The organism is Metapseudomonas otitidis (assembly GCF_900111835.1).
Taxonomy (GTDB): Bacteria; Pseudomonadota; Gammaproteobacteria; order Pseudomonadales; family Pseudomonadaceae; genus Metapseudomonas; species Metapseudomonas otitidis.
Map to the genome: position 1 here is coordinate 203,392 of NZ_FOJP01000011.1, position 17,087 is coordinate 220,478.

Genomic DNA, 17,087 nt, shown 5'->3' on the forward strand with positions numbered 1-17,087 from the left:
CGAGGCTCTGCCCATCCCCAAGGAGAGCCGCCATGACCGCACTGACGCTCGTCGCCGACACCGCCCTGGATGCCGAGACCTACCGCCTGACCCAACGCCTGCAGTCCGCCCTGGAGGGCGCGCCCCAAGGCGATGGCTCGGTGCTTTCGTCCCTCAGCCGGCAACTCTGCGACCACCTGCTGGCGCGCTACCGGGGCGCCGAGCGCACCTCTGGTGAACGGGCCGCGCTGTCGCCCTGGCAGGAGAAGCGGGCCAAGGAGATCCTCGCCCGCAGCCTGCACAGCCGCCTGCTGATCGCCGACGTGGCGCAGCAGTGCGCCATGTCCCGCAGCCACTTCTCCCGCGCGTTCAAGAAGACCACCGGCCTTTCGCCCCAGGAATGGACCCTGGACCTGCGCGTGCGCACCGCGAAGCAGCTGCTGGCCGAGGACCGCCTGTCCATCGCCCAGGTCAGCCTGGAATGCGGCTTCGCCGACCAGGCCCATTTCAGCCGCACCTTCAGCCGCCTGGTGGGCATGACGCCCAAGCACTGGCGCCAGCTCAATCGCGAGCAGGCCCGCGCCTGACTGTCTTCAGGGATATGGCCCTGGGGATAGGGTGGCGGTTCACGTCCGTTGCCGCCGGCCCTTGCGGGGTTCGGGTTGCGGCGGCTCCCCGGTCTCGCGCCAGCGCCTGAGCAGCATTTCGATGAACAGCTCGGCGGTGCTGGAAAGCGGCTCGCCGTCGCGGCGGACCAGGCCGATGGTGCGTTCGATATGCGGGGGCGGCAGGTCCCGTGAGCAGAGGTTCTCGTGCTCGGCGTCGGGCATCGCCATGCGCGGCAGGATGGCCACGCCGAGGCCGCTCTCCACCAGGCCCAGGGAGGTGGACAGGTGCTGCACTTCGTAGAAGCCGTTGAGGCGGATGCCGTGGCCGGAGAGGGCGCTGTCCAGCAGCATGCGGTTGCCGCTGTCGCGGCTGACGGTGATCAGCCGGACGTTCTGCAGGTCCGGCCAGCCCACTTCCGGTAGCGCGGCCAGCGGGTGGTCGCTGCGCATGGCGAGGACGAACGGGTCCCGCAGCAGCGGGGTGAAGCTCACGTCCGGGTGCTGGGCGCTGATCATGTTGATACCGAAATCGGCGTCGCCGCTCACCACCCGTTCCAGCCCTTCGTTGGCACTGACGTCGAGGATGCGGATGCGGATGCCCGGATAGGCCTCGTTGAACACGCGGATGACGCTGGGCAGGAAGTAGAACGCTGCGGTGGGAATGCAGGCGATGGTGACGGTGCCCTTCTGGTGGGTCTTCAGCTCGCGGATGCCCTGCAGCGACGACTCGTAGTCCTCCAGCATGCGCCGTGCACGGGGCAGATAGTCCTTGCCCACCTCGGTCAGCCAGGTGCGCCGTGTGGTGCGCTCCAGCAGCTTGGCGCCGAGGGTTTCCTCCAGCTTCTGCAAACGACGGGAGAGGGCGGGCTGGGACAGGTGCAGGGCCTGGGCGGCTTCCTGGAAGGACTGCGATTCGGCCACCCGGACGAAGGCGGCAAGGTCAAGGAACTCTATTCGATGCATGAAAAGTCAGCCCGTTTGCTGGTTTGTGCATTAATCCGATTTGGTTATTTATCGTGGTCGATATTTGCATTTGAAGCATTAAAACGGCGCTGACAAGCTCTGTCCATCGTTGAAACGGTCATGGGTTAGACCAAGATGATGAACAGCATCCCCTGCATGATCATGCGCGGCGGCACCTCCCGCGGCCCCTTCATCCACATGAACGACCTGCCCGAATCCGTCGAGGCACGGACCGAGGTCCTGCTCGACCTGATGGGCTCCGGCCACCCGCTGCAGGTGGACGGTATCGGCGGCGGCAACTCGCTCACCAGCAAGGTGGCCATCGTCGGCCGCTCCTCCCGGCAGGACGCTGACGTGGACTACCTGTTCGCCCAGGTGGACGTCATCGAGCGCCGGGTCGACTACACCCCCAACTGCGGCAACATGCTTTCTGCCGTCGGCCCCTTCGCCATCGAGACCGGCCTGGTGGCGCCGACCTACGGTGAGACGCGGGTGCGGGTGTTCAACCTCAACACCCAGCGCATCATCGAGTGCGTCGTGCCGACGCCCCGTGGCCGGGTGGAGTACGAGGGCGAAACCTGCATCAGCGGCGTGCCGGGCCGCGCGGCGGGGATCCGCCTGAGCTTCCTCGACGTGGCCGGTGCCAAGACCGGTGCGCTGCTGCCCACCGGCCAGGCCCTGGAGTGGATCGACGGGGTGGAGGTCAGCTGCATCGACGCCGCCACGGCAACGGTGCTGATCCGCGCCGCTGACCTGGGGGTGGACGGCCATGCCGACCCCGCCGTGCTGGATGCCGATGGGGCGCTGCTCGCGCGGCTGGAACGCATCCGCCTGGAAGCCGGGCGGCGCATGGGCATGGGCGATGTGAGCGGCTCGGTCCTGCCCAAGCCCATCCTCCTGAGCCCCGCTCGCCAGGGCGACGCCACCCTCTGCGCCCGCTACTTCGTGCCCCAGCGCTGCCACAAGGCGCTGGCGGTGACGGGGGCCATCGCCCTGGGCGCGGCGGTCAACGTACCGGGCAGCCTCGCCCAGCGCCTGGCCCTGGACAGCGGCCGCACCGAGGCGGGGCGGACGCTGGAAGCGGTGCGCATCGAGCACCCCTCCGGCCACCTCGACCTGCAGGTCGAGCTGCGCGGCGGCAATCCCCTGGACATCGCCCGCGTCTCACTGATCCGGACGGCCCGCAAGATCATGGACGGGCGCCTGTTCTACCTCCTTCCCGAGGCCCTGCACTGACCGCCGGGCCTCACCTCCCATCCCCGACATAACAAACACAAGACGGGTAATCGACATGCATGCCACAGCCTTCGCACACCCCTTCCGATCCAGCCGGCCACTGCGGCCGTACCCCGACGCGACAGCCTGACGGGCCCTTACCCGCTCCCTCGATCAGCGGCTTCATGGCGGGCGGTTCGCGCCGCCCGCCCGAGGCAGGAACCTAATAACTACAAGAGTCCAACGCCATGCTTTCTCTGCTCGGTTTGTCCATGGTGGTCGTGTTCACCTACCTGATCATGACCAAACGCCTTTCCCCGGTCGTGGCCCTGACCCTGGTCCCCATTGCCTTCGCGCTCGCCGGCGGCTTCGCCCCCGAACTCGGCAAGATGATGCTCGACGGTCTGAAGACGGTCGCCCCTTCGGCCGCGCTGCTGCTCTTCGCCATCCTGTTCTTCGGCATCATGATCGACGCCGGGCTGTTCGACCCGCTGATCCGCCGCATCCTCCAGACGGTCAACGGCAACCCGGTGAAGATCGCCATCGGCACCGCATTGCTGTCGCTCATGGTCGCCCTGGACGGCGACGGCACCACCACTTACATGATCACCGTCGCCGCCATGCTGCCGCTGTACCGGCGCATCGGCATGAATCCGCTGGTCCTGGCCTGCATCGCCATGCTCTCGCTCAGCATCATGAGCGGCATGAGCCCCTGGGGCGGTCCCGCCACCCGCGCCATCGCGGTGCTCGGGCTGGATGCCAGCGCGTACTTCATTCCCATGCTGCCGACCATGGTCGGCGGGGCGCTGTGGGTGGTGTTCACCGCCTGGGTACTGGGGCGCCGCGAGCTGAAGCGCATCGGCAGCGTGCACCTGAAGACCGGCGGCGACGATTGCTACATCAAGGCCATCCTGGCGGACAGCCCGCACAAGCGGCCGCGCCGCATCCTGCTGAACCTGCTGCTGGTGATCGGGGTGATGACCGCCCTGGTCATGGGGCTGATGAACGCGGCGGTGCTGTTCATGCTCGGCTTCGTGGTGGCGCTGATGGTCAACTACCCGCGCCTCGAAGAGCAGAAGGAGCGCATCCTCGCCCACTCGGGCAATGCGATGACCGTGGTGCTGCTGGTGTTCGCCGCCGGTGTGTTTGCCGGGATCTTCTCCGGCACCCAGATGGTCGATGCCCTGGCCAACTCCCTGGTGCAGATGATCCCCGCCAGCTGGGGCCGGATCTTCCCGCTGGTGGTCGCCATCACCAGCATGCCGCTGACCTTCGTCCTCTCCAACGATGCCTACTACTTCGGCATGGTGCCCATCCTGGCCCAGGCGGCCTCGGCCTACGGCATCGATCCGGTGGAGATCGCCCGCGCCTCGGTGCTGGGCCAGCCGGTGCACCTGATGAGCCCCCTGGTCGCCTCCACGCTGCTGCTGATCGGCATGGTCGACCGGGACATCGGCGACTTCCAGCGCTTCACCCTGAAGTGGGCGGTGCTGACCTCGCTGGTCATCACCGCACTGGCCCTGCTCAGCGGCGCCATCAGCCTGGTCGCCTGAGCCTCCCCGTCCGTCAGCGTCCCGCCCCCTTCCGGGAGCGGGCGATTTCCCACCCGTGAGGTGCACCATGTCTCCCCATCACGCCCTGCGCCGCAGCGGCGCGGTACTCGCCTGCGTGGCCGCCGCGCTTGCACCCGAGGCCGTTGCCGAGGGCTTCTTCGCCGACAGCAAGGCCACCCTGCAACTGCGCAACCTCTACTTCAACGACGACTTCAAGGACGAGTCCGGGATGTCGCCCCGGGCCGCTGCCAGCGCCCAGTCCCGCCGCGAGGAGTGGGCCCAGGGGTTCCTGCTGGATGCCCAGTCCGGCTATACGCCAGGCCCGCTGGGGTTCGGCCTCGACGCCCTCGGCCTGCTGGGCGTCAGGCTGGACTCCGGACGCGGACGGGCCGGTACCGGGTTGCTGCCGCGCCATGACGATGGCCGGGCGGCGGACGAGTTCTCCAGCCTGGGCCTCACCGCCAAGGCGCGCCTGGGCGGAACCACCCTCCGGCACGGCACCCTGCAACCCAGGCTGCCGGTGCTGGTGCGCAACGATGCCCGCCTGCTGCCGCAGACCTTCGAGGGCACCCAGGTGTCCAGCGTCGACATCCCCGGCCTCAGCCTCACCGCCGGCTACCTGAGGGAGGGCCGCCAGCGCGATTCCAGCGACGACCGCCCCCTCACGGCCGATGGCTACGGCGGCGACCGGGGCGAGGGCTTCTGGTTTGCCGGCGCCGACTACAAGGTCGGCAAGCCGCTGGTGCTCAGCTACTACCTGGGCGAGCTGGAGGCCTTCTATCGGCAGCACTACCTGGGGCTGGTGCACACCCTGTCCCTGGGGCCCGGCAGCCTGACCAGCGACCTGCGCTACTTCCGCAGCCGCGATGTCGGGCAGGCCCGCAACGGCGAGCTGGACAACCACATGCTCAGTGCCCTGCTGACCTACAGCGTCGATGGCCATGCCCTGAGCGCCGGCTACCAGCGCCTGAATGGGGAAGGGGGCTTGCCCTTCGTCGAAGGCGCCACCGTCTACAGCTTCAGCAATGCCGGGGTGGGCAAGTTCGTCGAGGAGGACGAACGCACCTGGATGCTCGGCTACGCCTACGACTTCGCCGCCCTCGGCGCGCCGGGGCTGAGTGCCGGCCTGCGCTACTTCAAGGGACGGGATGGAACCACCGTACTGCGGGGGGCCGAGGTGGCGGCCAATGAGTGGGAGCGTGATCTCGACCTGGCCTATGTGGTGCAGACGGGCGCCCTCAAGGGGTTGGGCCTCAAGTGGCGGCACATCGCCTACCGCTCCAGCTACAGCCGCGACCGCGACAACAACCGGCTCTACCTGACCTACGACATCGCCCTCTGGTAGGGCCGGATGCTGCGTGCCCAGCGGACCACCCGGGCGCTCGGACGGGCGCCCTGCAACCCAAGGAGATACCCCCGATGGACTGGCTGACACAGCCTGAATTCTGGATGGCCCTGGCGCAGATCGTCGCCATCGACATCCTGCTGGGCGGCGACAACGCCGTGGTCATCGCCCTGGCCTGCCGCCACCTGCCCGAGGCACAGCGTCGCCGGGCGATCCTCGGCGGCGTGGCGGGTGCCATCGCATTGCGCATCCTGCTGCTGTTCTTCGCCCTGCAACTGCTCGCCTTGCCTTTCCTCAAGCTGGCCGGGGCGCTGATGCTGCTGTGGATCGGCATCAAGCTGCTGCAGCCCGAGCCGGAGGCCGCCCACGAGGTGGCGGCCGGCACCGGTTTGTTCAGTGCCATCAGGACCGTCATCGTCGCCGACGCGGTGATGAGCCTGGACAACGTGCTGGCCGTGGCCGGTGCGGCCGGTGGCAACCTGCTGCTGGTGAGCCTGGGCGTGCTGATCAGCATCCCCATCATCGTCTGGGGCAGCCAGCTCGTCCTGCGCCTGCTGGATCGCTACCCCCAGGTGGTGCTGCTGGGCGGCGGCCTGCTGGGCTGGATTGCCGGCGGCATGCTGGTGACGGATGTGGCCCTGGCCGGCTGGTTGCCCGAGGCCGCCTGGGTCCGGCCGCTGGCATCCGCTTCCGCTGCCGCGCTGGTCATCGCCTGCGGGCTGCTGGTGGGCCGCCGGCAACCGACCGTCCCGGCTGAGGGGGGGCAGGCCGACCCCGAGGGCTGAGGTGCTGGGCATTGTGCGATCCGGTTCATGGCGGCATTCGGCAGCGAAGGATGCAGGGCGGGACGGCGGACGGCACCCTCCGGATCGACCGCCCTTGTCCACGAGGTAGCCCGAATGTCCAACCTGCGCCGTCGCTGGTTGCCCCTTGTGTCGGCCTCGACCCTGGCCAGCCTGCTGGCCCTTGCCGCCCCCACTCACGCCCAGGAGCCCACCATGCAGATCCGCCTCGAGCTCGACGATACGACCCTCACCGCCACCCTCGACGACACGCCCAGCACCCGCGAATTCCTCGCCCAGCTGCCGATGGAACGGGTCCTCCAGGACTACGCCGAGACCGAGAAGATCAGCGACCTGCCCAGGCGGCTGACCACCGAAGGCGCGCCCGACGGATACACGCCCAGGGCCGGTGACCTGGCCTACTACGCGCCCTGGGGCAACCTAGCGATCTTCCACAGGGATTTCCGCTTTTCCCGCGGGCTGGTGCGGCTGGGCCGGCTGGATGGTGGGGTGGAGGCCTTGCGCCAGGCCGGGCCGCTGAGGGTGGTGATCCGTCGGCTCGAACCCTGAGGACGGTAAAAGCGAAGCGGCGGCCCAAGGGCCGCCGCGGTGTTTCAGGGGGTGTACTGCTCGGTACTGACCGGTTCCAGCCAGTCCACCGCCTTGCCGTCCTGGGCGTCCTGCAGGGCGATGTGGCGCATGGCCTGGGTGGCCGTTGCACCGTGCCAGTGCTTGACGCCCGGTGCGATGCGCACCACGTCACCCGGGTTGATGACCCGGCGCGGCTTGCCCCATTCCTGCACCCAGCCCTGGCCGGAGGTGACCAGCAGGGTCTGCCCGCGCGGGTGGCTGTGCCACACCGTGCGGGCGCCAGGGGCGAAGGTGACGTGGGCGCCGCTGGCCGGGCTGTAGTCGGTGGCGGTGAAGAGCATGTCCACCACCGCCTGGCCGGTGAAGTAGTCGGCCGGACCGCTCTGGCTGGCCTGGGCGCCATTGGCTTGCACCTGGATGCCTTCGGCCTCGCCGGCAAGGGCCGTGCCGGTGCAGAGCTGGGCGAGCAGCAGGGTGGTGCGGAACGGGTGCTTCATGGCGGTTCTCCGGTGTGGTTGGGGCCGACACCTACGCGTCGGCAAAGCGCGCCCGGGACAGGGGCAGGCTGCGTAGCCGCTGGCCGGTGAGGGCGGCCACGGCATTGGCCACGGCCGGTGGCACGCCGGGCAGGCCCGGCTCGCCGACGCCGCCCATGGGCGCACCGCTCTCGACGATGCGCACGTGTACCCGGGGCATGCGCGCCTGGGGCAGCACGGCATAGGCGCCGAAGTTGCGGGCACGTGGCTGGCCGTTCTCGTACACCACCTCTTCCAGCAGGGCGGAGGACAGGCCCAGGGCCACGGCCGACTTCACCTGCGCTTCGACGATGGCCGGGTTGACGATGGAGCCGGGGTCGAAGGCCACCCAGACGTCGTGGACCACGATCTGCCCCTGCTCGATGGACACCTCGGCGATGGTCGCCACTTCGCTGCCGAAAGGGGAGGCCATGGCCACGCCCCGGGCCCGCCGGCTGCCGTCGGCAGCGGTGAAGGGGCCGCGCTTCCAGCCACCGGACAGCGCCGCCACCGCTTCCAGCAGGGTCTTGTGCCGGGGTTGCTCGGCCAGCAGGTGCAGGCGCAGCGCATAGGGGTCCTGCTGGCCGGCATCGGCCAGTTCATCGAGGAAGGACTCGTAGAAGAAGTCGTTCATCGAGTGGCCCACCGAGCGCCAGAAACCGAGGGTGGGCGGGTGCTCTACGTACACCTGCGACACGCGCCGGTGGGGGATGGCGTAGACCTTGCCGGCCAGGCCTTCCACGGCGTTGTCGTTGGCCTTGCCCTGGACCCGGCCGAACCAGCGTTCCGTGGCGCTTTCACCCATGGTCTCGGCCACCAGCGCGTGGGGCAGCCCCTGGGCATCGAGGGTGGCCCGCAGGCGTGTCACGCCCATGGGGCGGAAGGCGTCGCGGAGGAACTCCTCCTCGCGGGTCCAGATCAGCTTGATCGGCGCCTTCACCGCCTTGGCCAGCAGGATGGCCTGGGTGAACGGGTTGGCGGTGCCGTAGAGGAAGTGCCGGCCGAAGAAGCCGCCCAGGGGCGGGGAGTGCAGGATGACCTTCTCCGGCGGCAGGCCGGCCACCTTGGCGGCAGCCTGCTGGAACATCTCCGGGGCCTGGTTGGGCAGCCACAGCTCCAGGGTGCCGTCGGCGTTGTAGCGGGCGAGGGTGGACGGCGGCTCCAGCTGGCCATGGGCGAGGTAGGGCGCGTCGTAGGTGGCTTCGATGACCGTGGCCTGCGGCCCGAACTGGGCGTCGGGCTGGCCGCTCTGCTCGGCCACCACACCCGGCCCCGGCGTGGCTGCCAGGCGCTCGCGAAAGGCCGCCGAGGAGAAGTCCGCCGGCATGGCGTGGGCGGTGCCTGCCGGTGCCTCGCGCCAACTCACCCTGAGGCTTTCCACCGCACGGCGGGCCTGCCACCAGCGCTGGGCCACCACGGCCACGGCGCCAGGCAGGCGGTGGACGGAGTGCACGCCGGGCATGGCCTTGACCTCGGCCTCGTTGGCCAGGGCTTCCGGCTCCATGCCCATGCGCGGGGCGTGCTGAACGGCGGCCAGCAGCATGCCGTCGAGCGTGAGGTCGATGGTGTAGGCCACCTTGCCGGTGGCCTTGTCGCGGGCGTCGAGGCGCTTGACTGGCTTGCCGATCCAGCGGAAGTCCTTCCTGTCGCGCAGTTTCACCTCGGCGGGAGGCGTCAGGGCGGCGGCCAGGGTGGCCAGTTCGCCATAGCCCAGGGTGCGGCCGGAGGCGGGGTGGACGACCTCGCCAGGGCGCGTGTCGAGGCTGGCCAGCGGTACGTCGAGCTTGGCGGCCGCCACCTGCAGCAGCATCTGCCGCGCACTGGCGCCCAGGCGGCGCATCACCTCGATGCTGGAGCGCACCGAGAAGCTGCCGCCGGTGAAGCGGGCACCGTTGACCAGCAGGTAGTCCGGCCCGGGTGGCGCGCACTCGACGCTGAAGCGTTCCGGAGCGATGTCCAGCTCCTCGCCGACGATCTGTGCCAAAGCGGTGTAGATGCCCTGGCCGCCCTCGACGAAGGGGCTGCGCAGCAGGGCACTGCCGTCGGCACGGATCTCCAGGAAGGCCGGCAGGCGCGTGCCGGGTTTCACCGTGGCGACTTCGGCCGCGCGCAGCACCGGGGCCGGCAGCAGCGCGCCGAGCACCAGGGCACCGAGGCTGGCGCCGACGAACCGGCGGCGTGAGAGGTTGAGCGGCGTGCCATCGATGGGCAGCGTGCCGAGGAACTGCGATAGGTTCATGGCGGTATTCCTCAGGCCTTGGCCAGTTGCTGCACCGCATCGGCGATGGCGTTGTAGGTGCCGCAGCGGCACAGGTTGACCATGGCGTTGGTGATCTCCTGCTGGCTGGGCCTGGCGTTGCGCTTGAGCAGGGCGGTGGCGGTGAGCACCTGGCCGGATTGGCAATAGCCGCACTGGGGCACCTGGTGCTCGACCCAGGCCTCCACCACGTGCTGGCCCACCGGGTCCTGCTCGATGGCTTCGATGGTGGTGATGGCCATGTTGGCCACGGCGCTCACCGGCATCACGCAGGCGCGCAGCGGCTGGCCGTCGGCGAGCACGGTACAGGCGCCACACTGGGCCGCGCCGCAGCCGTACTTGGTGCCGGTCAGGCCGAGTTCCTCGCGGATCACCCACAGCAGCGGGGTATCGGGGCTGGCGTCCACCTGGCGGCGGGTCCCGTTGATCATCAGTTCCATCGTCGTGTCCTCGGTGGGGCGTTCTGCACGCGGGAGTGGGGCCAGGTATTAGCCCAGAGACGTGGCGCCGGGGAAACGCCGCCCCGCCGAATGCCCCTATGCACGGCATCGAACAATCCATTCATCGATGCCGTTCATGGCCACATTCGAGGCGGCGATATGGGCCGTATGGCCCGTCGCTGCTAGGGTCGCGAACTTTCCCGTCGTGTCAGGACACCGCCATGCAACAGCTGGACATGCTGGTCATCGAACGCGCCCTGGCCTGGTCCCGCGAGGGCCGGGTCATCTGGCTCAACACGGTGCTGGCCACCTTCGGTTCCGCCCCTCGCGAGCCTGGCTCGCTGCTGGTGGCGCGTGAGGATGGCCAGCATGTCGGCTCGCTCTCCGGCGGCTGCGTGGAGGAGGACTTCCTCGAACGGCTGGTGGCCGGTGACTTCAACCAGGCGGTGACGCGCATTCGCTACGGTGACCCCGATGGGCCGCAGGGCGCGCGCATCCGCCTGCCCTGTGGCGGCATTCTCGCGGTGTTGGTGGAGCGCCTGCTGCCGGTGCCGGACACCTGGGCGCACCTGGAGGCGCTGCAGGTGGCGCTGGCCGGGCAGCGTGCCTGCCGTCGCCACGTGGACCTGGAGCACGGCGGCCTGCGCCTGGAGCCGGACGATGGCCTGGGTACCCGGCTGGAGACCGCTGCCGACGAGCGCAGTGTCGCCATTCGCGTCGGTCCGGTGGCGCGCCTGGTGATCGCCGGGATTTCCCCGGTCTCGGTGTTCTGCGCCCAGTTCGCCCAGGCCATGGGCTTCGAGGTGATCGTCTGCGATCCACGCGAGGAGGCGCTGGCGGGCTTCGCTGTGCCCGGCGTGGAGGTACGGCCGGTGCTGCCTTCGCTGTTCATCGCCGCCGATGGCTGCCATCGCGCCACCGCCGTGGTGGCCCTGACCCACGACCCGCGCATCGACGACCTGGCGATGATCGAGGCAGTGCGCACGCCGGCCTTCTACATCGGGGTGATGGGCTCCCAGCGCACCTCCCGCGCGCGGGCCGAGCGCCTGCGCCGCTCCGGCGGCCTGGACGAGGCCCAGGTCGCCCGGTTGCACATGCCCATCGGCCTGGCGCTGGGCAGCCGCACGCCCGCCGAGATCGCCCTGGCGGTGATGGCGGATGTGCTGCGGGTGTACCGGGGGCGGCCGCGGGACGCGCTGTGACGCGCCCTCAGCGGGCGTCCACCTTCAGTGCGGCGATCAGCGCCGACATGGCGCCGGAGGGCTGGCGGCGGCTGGGGTAGTAGAGGTGGTAGCCGGCCCAGTAGGGGCACCAGTCCTGCATCACCGAGCGCAGGTGGCCGCTGCGGATGTAGGGCAGGGCGATGTCTTCCGGCACATAGGCGATGCCGAGGCCGGCGATGGCCGCGTCGAGGCAGTCGTAGATGCTGTTGAAGATCAGCTGGCCGGGCACCCGTACGTTGCAGGCCTGGTCGCCCTGGCCGAACTCCCAGGCCCACAGCCCGCCATAGGTGGGCAGCCGCAGGTTGATGCAGCTGTGCGCCTGCAGGTCGTCCGGGTGGTGCGGCAGGGCGCGCCCTTCGAGGTAGCGCTGGGTGGCCACCACGGCGAAGCGCAGGTCGGGGCCGATGCGTACGGCGATCATGTCTTGGGCCAGGCTGTCCCCCAGGCGTACGCCGGCGTCGAACTGCTCGGCGGCCAGGTCGACAAGCTGGTTGTTGGAGTGCAGCTCGACATGGATGCCCGGGTGTTGCGGCAGGAAGCGCTTCAGCCGGGGAAACAGCACGGTCCGCAGGGCATGGTCGGAGGCGGTGATGCGGATGCTGCCGGTGGGGCTGTCGCGCAGGTCCGCCAGGTCGGCCATGCCGGCGTCGATCTCGGCCAGGCGTGGGGCCACGGTGCGCAGCAGGCGCTCGCCTGCCTCGGTGGGCGCGACGGTGCGCGAGTTGCGTGCCAGCAGGCGGGTGCCGAGGCGCTGCTCCAGGCCCTTCACCGCGTGGCTGACGGCCGATTGGGAGATCCCGAGGTGGGCGGCGGCACGGGTGAAGCTGCCCTCGCGGGCTACGGCCACGAGGGCCACCAGGCCGCTGAAGGCATCGCGGAGAAGGTCGTCGCTCATGCGGGGGCTCCTGGGCGGGTGGGGATCAACGTGCATCACCGATGGCGGGGCCGTGCCCGGCCTGCTGGCGACCCGGTTTGCGGATGCGCCAGCCGGAGCCGATCAGCACGCCGGAGAGTAGCAGCATCACGGCGCCTCCCAGCAGGGGCGCGCTGCTGCCGAAGCGGTCGAGCAACTGCCCGCCGAGGGCGTCGCCGAGCATGATGGCCAGCTGGATGGCGGCCACCATCAGGCCGCCGCCGCTCTCCGGTTCGTCGTCGATCTCGCGGGCCAGCCAGGTGGACCAGCACACCGGGATGGCGGCATTGATCGCGCCCCAGCCGACCATGAGCGCAGCCACGGCCCCCAGCGAGTGGCCCAGCTCGACCAGGCCCAGTGTGACGACGGCCAGGGCCAGGGGCAGGTAGCGCAGCAGTGGGTAGAGGCGCTCGCGCTGAAGCATGTGGCTGGCGAAGTGGGTACCGGCGAACCCGGCCAGGCCCAGGCCCAGCAGCAGGCCCGAGAGCTGCCGGGCATCGATGCCGGTGGCGTGCTCCAGGAACGGGCGGAAGTAGGTGAAGGCCCCGAATGCGCCGGCGAAGGTGAGCATGGTGGCGAGCATGCCCAGTTGCACATGGCGCCGGCGCAGCAGGCCGAACAGACGACCCACCGGTATGCTCGCCAGGGGCGGCATCGACGGCAGGCTGTGCAACTGCCAGAGGAGGGTGGCCAGCACCAGGGGCACCAGGCCGCCGAACACCACGCGCCAGCCGAACAGGCCGCCCAGGTAGGCCCCGATGGGGGCGGCGAAGGCCGTGGCCACGGCATTGCCCATGAAGATCCAGCCCAGTGCGCGGGGCACCTCGCTTGCCGGCACCAGGCGGATCACGGTTGCCGTGGAGAGCGACCAGAAACCACCGATGGCCAGGCCCAGCAGGGCGCGGGCGGTCATCAGCAGGGTGAAGCTGGGGGCCAGGGCGATCAGCACCAGCGACAGCAGCATCAGCACGGTCATGGCCATCAGCACCCGGCGGCGGTCGTAGCGCCCGGCAAGGGGGGCGATCAGCAGGCTGGCCAGCACGGCGAACAGGCCGGAGATGGAAATGGCCTGGCCGGCCTGGCCCTGGGTGGCGTGCAGGTCCTGGGCGATGGGGGTGAGCAGGCTCACCGGCATGAACTCCGAGGCGATCAGCAGGGCAACGCAGAGGGCCAGGGAGCCGACGGCACTGCCGAGGGCGGTGTTGCCTGGGGTGGACGGGATGGGGCGCATGGGATTCTCGCGGAAAGGATGGGCCCTGGCGCTGCCTGGGCAGCACCGCGAGCGGTAGGTAGGGAAAGGCCGGAGTGGCGTTCGTTCAGGTGGGGGCCATCATAGGCAGCCGGGCACCGGCGAAGAACCGCAGGGGTTGCACGCGGCCATGAGCCGGATTGGACAATCGCGTCAGTCCGGGTGGCGCAGGGCCTCGATCACCACCTGCATGGCCCGGGACAGCTCGCGCTGGTTCGAGTAGTACAGGTGGTAGCCGGGGAAGGTGCTCCACCAGTCCTGCAGCACCGGCACCAGGTGCCCGGCATCCAGGTGCGCCTGCACCCGGTCCAGCGGCACGTAGGCCAGGCCGAAGCCGGCGACGGCGGCGCTGACGATGGCACGCACTTCGTTGAACACCAGTTGCCCGTCGACCCGAACGTTCAGGGCCTGGCCGTCGCGGCACAGCTCCCAGGCCCAGAGGTTGCCGCGGGTGGGCAGGCGCAGGTTGATGCAGCGGTGCTCGGCCAGTGCCTGGGGCGTGGCGGGCGCCGGGTGCCGTGCGAGGTAGGCGGGCGCGGCCACCAGGGCGAAGGTCAGGTCCGGGCCGATGCGCACGGCGGTGATGTCCCGGGCCAGGCTGTCTCCCAGGCGCACGCCGAAGTCGAAGCGCTCCTGGACGATGTCCACCAGGGTGTTGTCGGCGTGCAACTCCAGGTTCAGTTGCGGATAGCGGGGCAGCAGGGGCTCCAGCCGTGGCCAGAGCAGCGTCTCGATGGCGTGCTCGGTGGCGGTGATGCGCAGGGTGCCGGTCGGCAGCTCGCTGAGGTCGGTGACCCACCTCAGTTCGGCTTCGATGGCCTGCAGGCGCGGCGCGACCACGGCGATCAACTGCTCACCGGCCTCGGTCACCGAGACGCTGCGGGTGGTGCGGGTCAGCAGGCGCACGCCGACCCGCGCCTCCAGGCTGCGGATGGTGTGGCTGAGCATGGATTGCGACATGCCCAGGCGCGCGGCGGCACGGGTGAAGCTGCGCTCCTCGGCCACGGCCAGCAGGGCGAGCAGGTCGCTGTAGGGTTCGCGGGGCATGGCGGTCCGGGCGGGGGAGGGTGTGCGGGAATTCTTGCGGGGCCGAGGTCCCAGCGCAAGGGGCGCCCGGGGTGGGCGCCCGTCGGCGGTCAGGCGGAAAGGGTGGCCGAGTCGATGACGAAGCGGTACTTCACCTCGCCCTTGAGCATGCGCTCGAAGGCGTCGTTGATCTGCTCGGCGCGGATCAGTTCGATGTCGGCGACGATGCCGTGCTCGGCGCAGAAATCGAGCATCTCCTGGGTTTCGGGAATGCCACCGATCATCGAGCCGGCGATGCTGCGGCGCTTGAAGATGAGCTTGAACACCTCCGGCGGGGTATGCGGACTGGCCGGTGCGCCTACCAGGGTGAGGGTTCCATCGCGCTTGAGCAGGGCCAGGAAGGGGTTGAGGTCGTGGGGCGCCGCCACGGTGTTGACGATCAGGTCGAAGCTGCCGGCGTTGCCGGCCATCTCCTCGGCATTGCGCGACACCACCACCTCGTCGGCGCCCAGGGCAAGGGCGGCCTCGCGCTTGCCCTCGGAGGTGGTGAAGGCCACCACCTGCGCGCCCAGGGCATGGGCCAGCTTGATGCCCATGTGGCCCAGGCCGCCGATGCCGACGATGCCCACCTTCTTGCCCGGACCCGCCTGCCAATGGCGCAGCGGCGACCAGGTGGTGATGCCGGCGCACAGCAGCGGTGCCACGGCGGCCAGTTGCTCCTCGGGGTGGCGGATGCGCAGCACATAGCGTTCGTGCACGACGATGCGCTCGGAGTAGCCACCCAGGGTCCAGCCCGGCGCGTCCGGGGTGGGGAAATTGTAGGTGCCGACCATGCCGTCGCAGTAGTTCTCCAGGCCAGCGTCGCAGTCGGCGCAGTGCTGGCAGCTGTCGACGATGCAGCCCACACCCACCAGGTCGCCCGGTTCGAGCGTCGAGACATGGGCGCCTACGGCGCTGACGCGGCCGACGATTTCGTGGCCCGGCACGCAGGGGAACCGGGTGCCGGCCCACTCGGCGCGGACCTGGTGCAGGTCGGAGTGGCAGACGCCACAGAAGGCGATGTCGATCTGCACGTCATGGGCGCCGGGCGCGCGGCGCTGGATGGTCATGGGTTCGAGCGGCTTGTCGCCGGCATGGGCGCCGTAGGCGTGAACGGTCATGGTGGGCTCCTTCAGCTGGTGGGCTTACTTGAGGTGGGCGCGGAAGAACGCGGTCAGGCGATCGAAGGGGATCAGCCCCACACGGTCGTACAGGTCCACATGCCCGGCGCCGGGGATCACCACCAGCTCCTTGGGCTCGGCCGCACGGCGGTAGGCGTCTTCGCTGAACTCGCGGGAGTGGGCGTCCGCGCCAGTGATGAACAGCAGGGGGCGCGGCGAGATGGTTTCGATGTCTTCGAACGGATAGAAGTTCATGAACTTCACGTTGCTGGTCAGGGTGGGGCGAGTGGTCAGGTCCGCGCTCTGCCCGGCAGGCGTGAAGGCGCCACGGGGCGTGCGGTAGAAGTCGAAGAACTCCCGCTGGATCGGGTCGGTGTCAGGCTCAAGACGGGTGACCGTGCCGCCGGTGTAGCGTGTGGCACCGCCGGTGTACTCCACGTAGCGCTGCTGGGCGGCCTCTTCGAGGATGCGCTTGCGCTGTTCCAGCGTCAGGGAGTGGTGCAGTGCCTGGCGATTCGCCGCACCCATGTCGTACATGCTGACGGTGGCGATGGCCTTCATGCGCGGGTCGATCTTGGCGGCGGCGATGGCGAAGCTGCCGCTGCCGCAGATGCCGAGCACGCCGATGCGCTCGCGGTCGACCCGGTCATGGGTGCCGAGGTAGTCCACGGCGGCACTGAAGGCTTCGGCGTAGAGGTCCGGGGAGACGGCGTTGCGCGGCTGGCCTTCGCTCTCGCCCCAGAAAGGCAGGTCGATGGCCAGGGTGATGAAGCCCTGCTCGGCCAGTTTGGTGGCGTACAGGTTGGCGCTCTGTTCCTTCACCGCGCCCATGGGGTGGCCGACGATCAACGCCGCATTGCGGCTGCCGGGGGCGATGTCGCGGGGGATGAACAGGTTGCCGACCACGCGCATGCGGTACTGGTCGAGGAAGGTCACCCGTTGCTGGGTGACCTTGTCGCTGGTGTAGAAGTTGTCTGCCTGATGGGACATGTCTGCTGCCGTTGCCACGAGTGAGTTGAACAGGAGGCCGAGGGCCAGGAGGAAGGTCTTCATGGTCTGCTCCGAGCAGGTGCCGTGGAGAGCAGGACTCTAGGGCGCCTGCGCCGGGCCAATAAGTGGGCTTTAGCGCAGGCGGCGATGCACCAGATTGCATAATCCGGTGCGTCACAGTGGAGCGCCTCGCAACCGTGGCGCCTCGGTCGAGCTCATGGTTCTCGGGGAATTCCGCACGTTTCAGGCGTTGCCCCTGAATCGCCCGGTCAGCCGCG

16 protein-coding genes are annotated in these 17,087 nt (G+C 69.6%); 7 read left to right on the forward strand and 9 right to left on the reverse strand.

Features of this window, described 5'->3' with window-relative positions; all coding sequences use genetic code 11:
* The first annotated feature begins 32 nt into the window (after positions 1-32).
* Complete coding sequence (locus BM198_RS15965) at positions 33-566, forward strand: AraC family transcriptional regulator (RefSeq protein ID WP_074971265.1); 534 nt, start codon at positions 33-35, stop codon at positions 564-566.
* 39 nt (positions 567-605) lie between these two features.
* Here BM198_RS15965 and BM198_RS15970 read toward each other — a convergent pair whose 3' ends face one another.
* Complete coding sequence (locus tag BM198_RS15970; protein ID WP_074971267.1) at positions 606-1,550, reverse strand: LysR family transcriptional regulator; 945 nt, start codon at positions 1,548-1,550, stop codon at positions 606-608.
* Positions 1,551-1,688: 138 nt separating this feature from the next.
* On the opposite strand from BM198_RS15970, the gene BM198_RS15975 reads away from it, so the two are divergent.
* The 5 genes from BM198_RS15975 (at position 1,689) to BM198_RS15995 (ending at position 7,015) form a co-directional block, all read left to right on the forward strand.
* Positions 1,689-2,786: a 4-oxalomesaconate tautomerase gene (locus tag BM198_RS15975; protein WP_208610368.1), complete on the forward strand. Its 1,098-nt coding sequence runs from the start codon at positions 1,689-1,691 to the stop codon at positions 2,784-2,786.
* Between the two features lie 227 nt (positions 2,787-3,013).
* Complete coding sequence (locus BM198_RS15980; RefSeq protein ID WP_044404795.1) at positions 3,014-4,318, forward strand: CitMHS family transporter; 1,305 nt, start codon at positions 3,014-3,016, stop codon at positions 4,316-4,318.
* Between the two features lie 67 nt (positions 4,319-4,385).
* Complete coding sequence (locus BM198_RS15985) at positions 4,386-5,663, forward strand: OprD family porin (RefSeq protein ID WP_074971271.1); 1,278 nt, start codon at positions 4,386-4,388, stop codon at positions 5,661-5,663.
* A 74-nt stretch (positions 5,664-5,737) separates the two neighbouring features.
* Entirely contained in the window at positions 5,738-6,448 is a 711-nt protein-coding gene (locus BM198_RS15990) for a TerC family protein (protein WP_074971273.1), read from the forward strand.
* 114 nt (positions 6,449-6,562) lie between these two features.
* Complete coding sequence (locus BM198_RS15995; protein ID WP_244165701.1) at positions 6,563-7,015, forward strand: cyclophilin-like fold protein; 453 nt, start codon at positions 6,563-6,565, stop codon at positions 7,013-7,015.
* A 44-nt stretch (positions 7,016-7,059) separates the two neighbouring features.
* Here BM198_RS15995 and BM198_RS16000 read toward each other — a convergent pair whose 3' ends face one another.
* From BM198_RS16000 to BM198_RS16010, 3 genes are read right to left on the reverse strand one after another with little or no spacing between them, the layout of a single operon-like run.
* Positions 7,060-7,533 carry a (R)-mandelonitrile lyase gene (locus BM198_RS16000; protein ID WP_083422397.1) on the reverse strand — a complete coding sequence of 158 codons (474 nt, stop codon included), beginning with the start codon at positions 7,531-7,533 and terminating at the stop codon, positions 7,060-7,062.
* A 31-nt stretch (positions 7,534-7,564) separates the two neighbouring features.
* On the reverse strand, positions 7,565-9,790 hold the full coding sequence (locus tag BM198_RS16005) for a xanthine dehydrogenase family protein molybdopterin-binding subunit (RefSeq protein WP_074971275.1): 2,226 nt from the start codon (positions 9,788-9,790) through the stop codon (positions 7,565-7,567).
* Positions 9,791-9,801: 11 nt separating this feature from the next.
* Positions 9,802-10,248 (reverse strand): (2Fe-2S)-binding protein, encoded by a 447-nt coding sequence (locus BM198_RS16010; protein WP_074971277.1) that lies wholly within the window; start codon positions 10,246-10,248, stop codon positions 9,802-9,804.
* 221 nt (positions 10,249-10,469) lie between these two features.
* Here BM198_RS16010 and BM198_RS16015 point away from each other — a divergent pair, with 221 nt between their 5' ends.
* Complete coding sequence (locus BM198_RS16015) at positions 10,470-11,450, forward strand: XdhC family protein (RefSeq protein ID WP_074971279.1); 981 nt, start codon at positions 10,470-10,472, stop codon at positions 11,448-11,450.
* Between the two features lie 7 nt (positions 11,451-11,457).
* On the opposite strand, the gene BM198_RS16020 is transcribed toward BM198_RS16015, so the two are convergent.
* The 5 genes from BM198_RS16020 to BM198_RS16040 form a co-directional block, all read right to left on the reverse strand.
* The gene (locus tag BM198_RS16020; RefSeq protein WP_074971281.1) at positions 11,458-12,366 is read right to left on the reverse strand and encodes a LysR family transcriptional regulator; all 909 of its coding nucleotides are present in this window, start codon (positions 12,364-12,366) and stop codon (positions 11,458-11,460) included.
* A gap of 25 nt (positions 12,367-12,391) precedes the next feature.
* Complete coding sequence (locus BM198_RS16025) at positions 12,392-13,615, reverse strand: MFS transporter (protein WP_244165702.1); 1,224 nt, start codon at positions 13,613-13,615, stop codon at positions 12,392-12,394.
* Between the two features lie 171 nt (positions 13,616-13,786).
* Positions 13,787-14,680, reverse strand: coding sequence for a LysR family transcriptional regulator (locus BM198_RS16030; RefSeq protein WP_074971283.1), 894 nt, complete (start codon positions 14,678-14,680; stop codon positions 13,787-13,789).
* Between the two features lie 89 nt (positions 14,681-14,769).
* Positions 14,770-15,819 (reverse strand): NAD(P)-dependent alcohol dehydrogenase, encoded by a 1,050-nt coding sequence (locus tag BM198_RS16035; RefSeq protein ID WP_074971285.1) that lies wholly within the window; start codon positions 15,817-15,819, stop codon positions 14,770-14,772.
* A gap of 24 nt (positions 15,820-15,843) precedes the next feature.
* Positions 15,844-16,872: an alpha/beta hydrolase gene (locus BM198_RS16040; protein ID WP_074971288.1), complete on the reverse strand. Its 1,029-nt coding sequence runs from the start codon at positions 16,870-16,872 to the stop codon at positions 15,844-15,846.
* Positions 16,873-17,087: the final 215 nt, after the last annotated feature.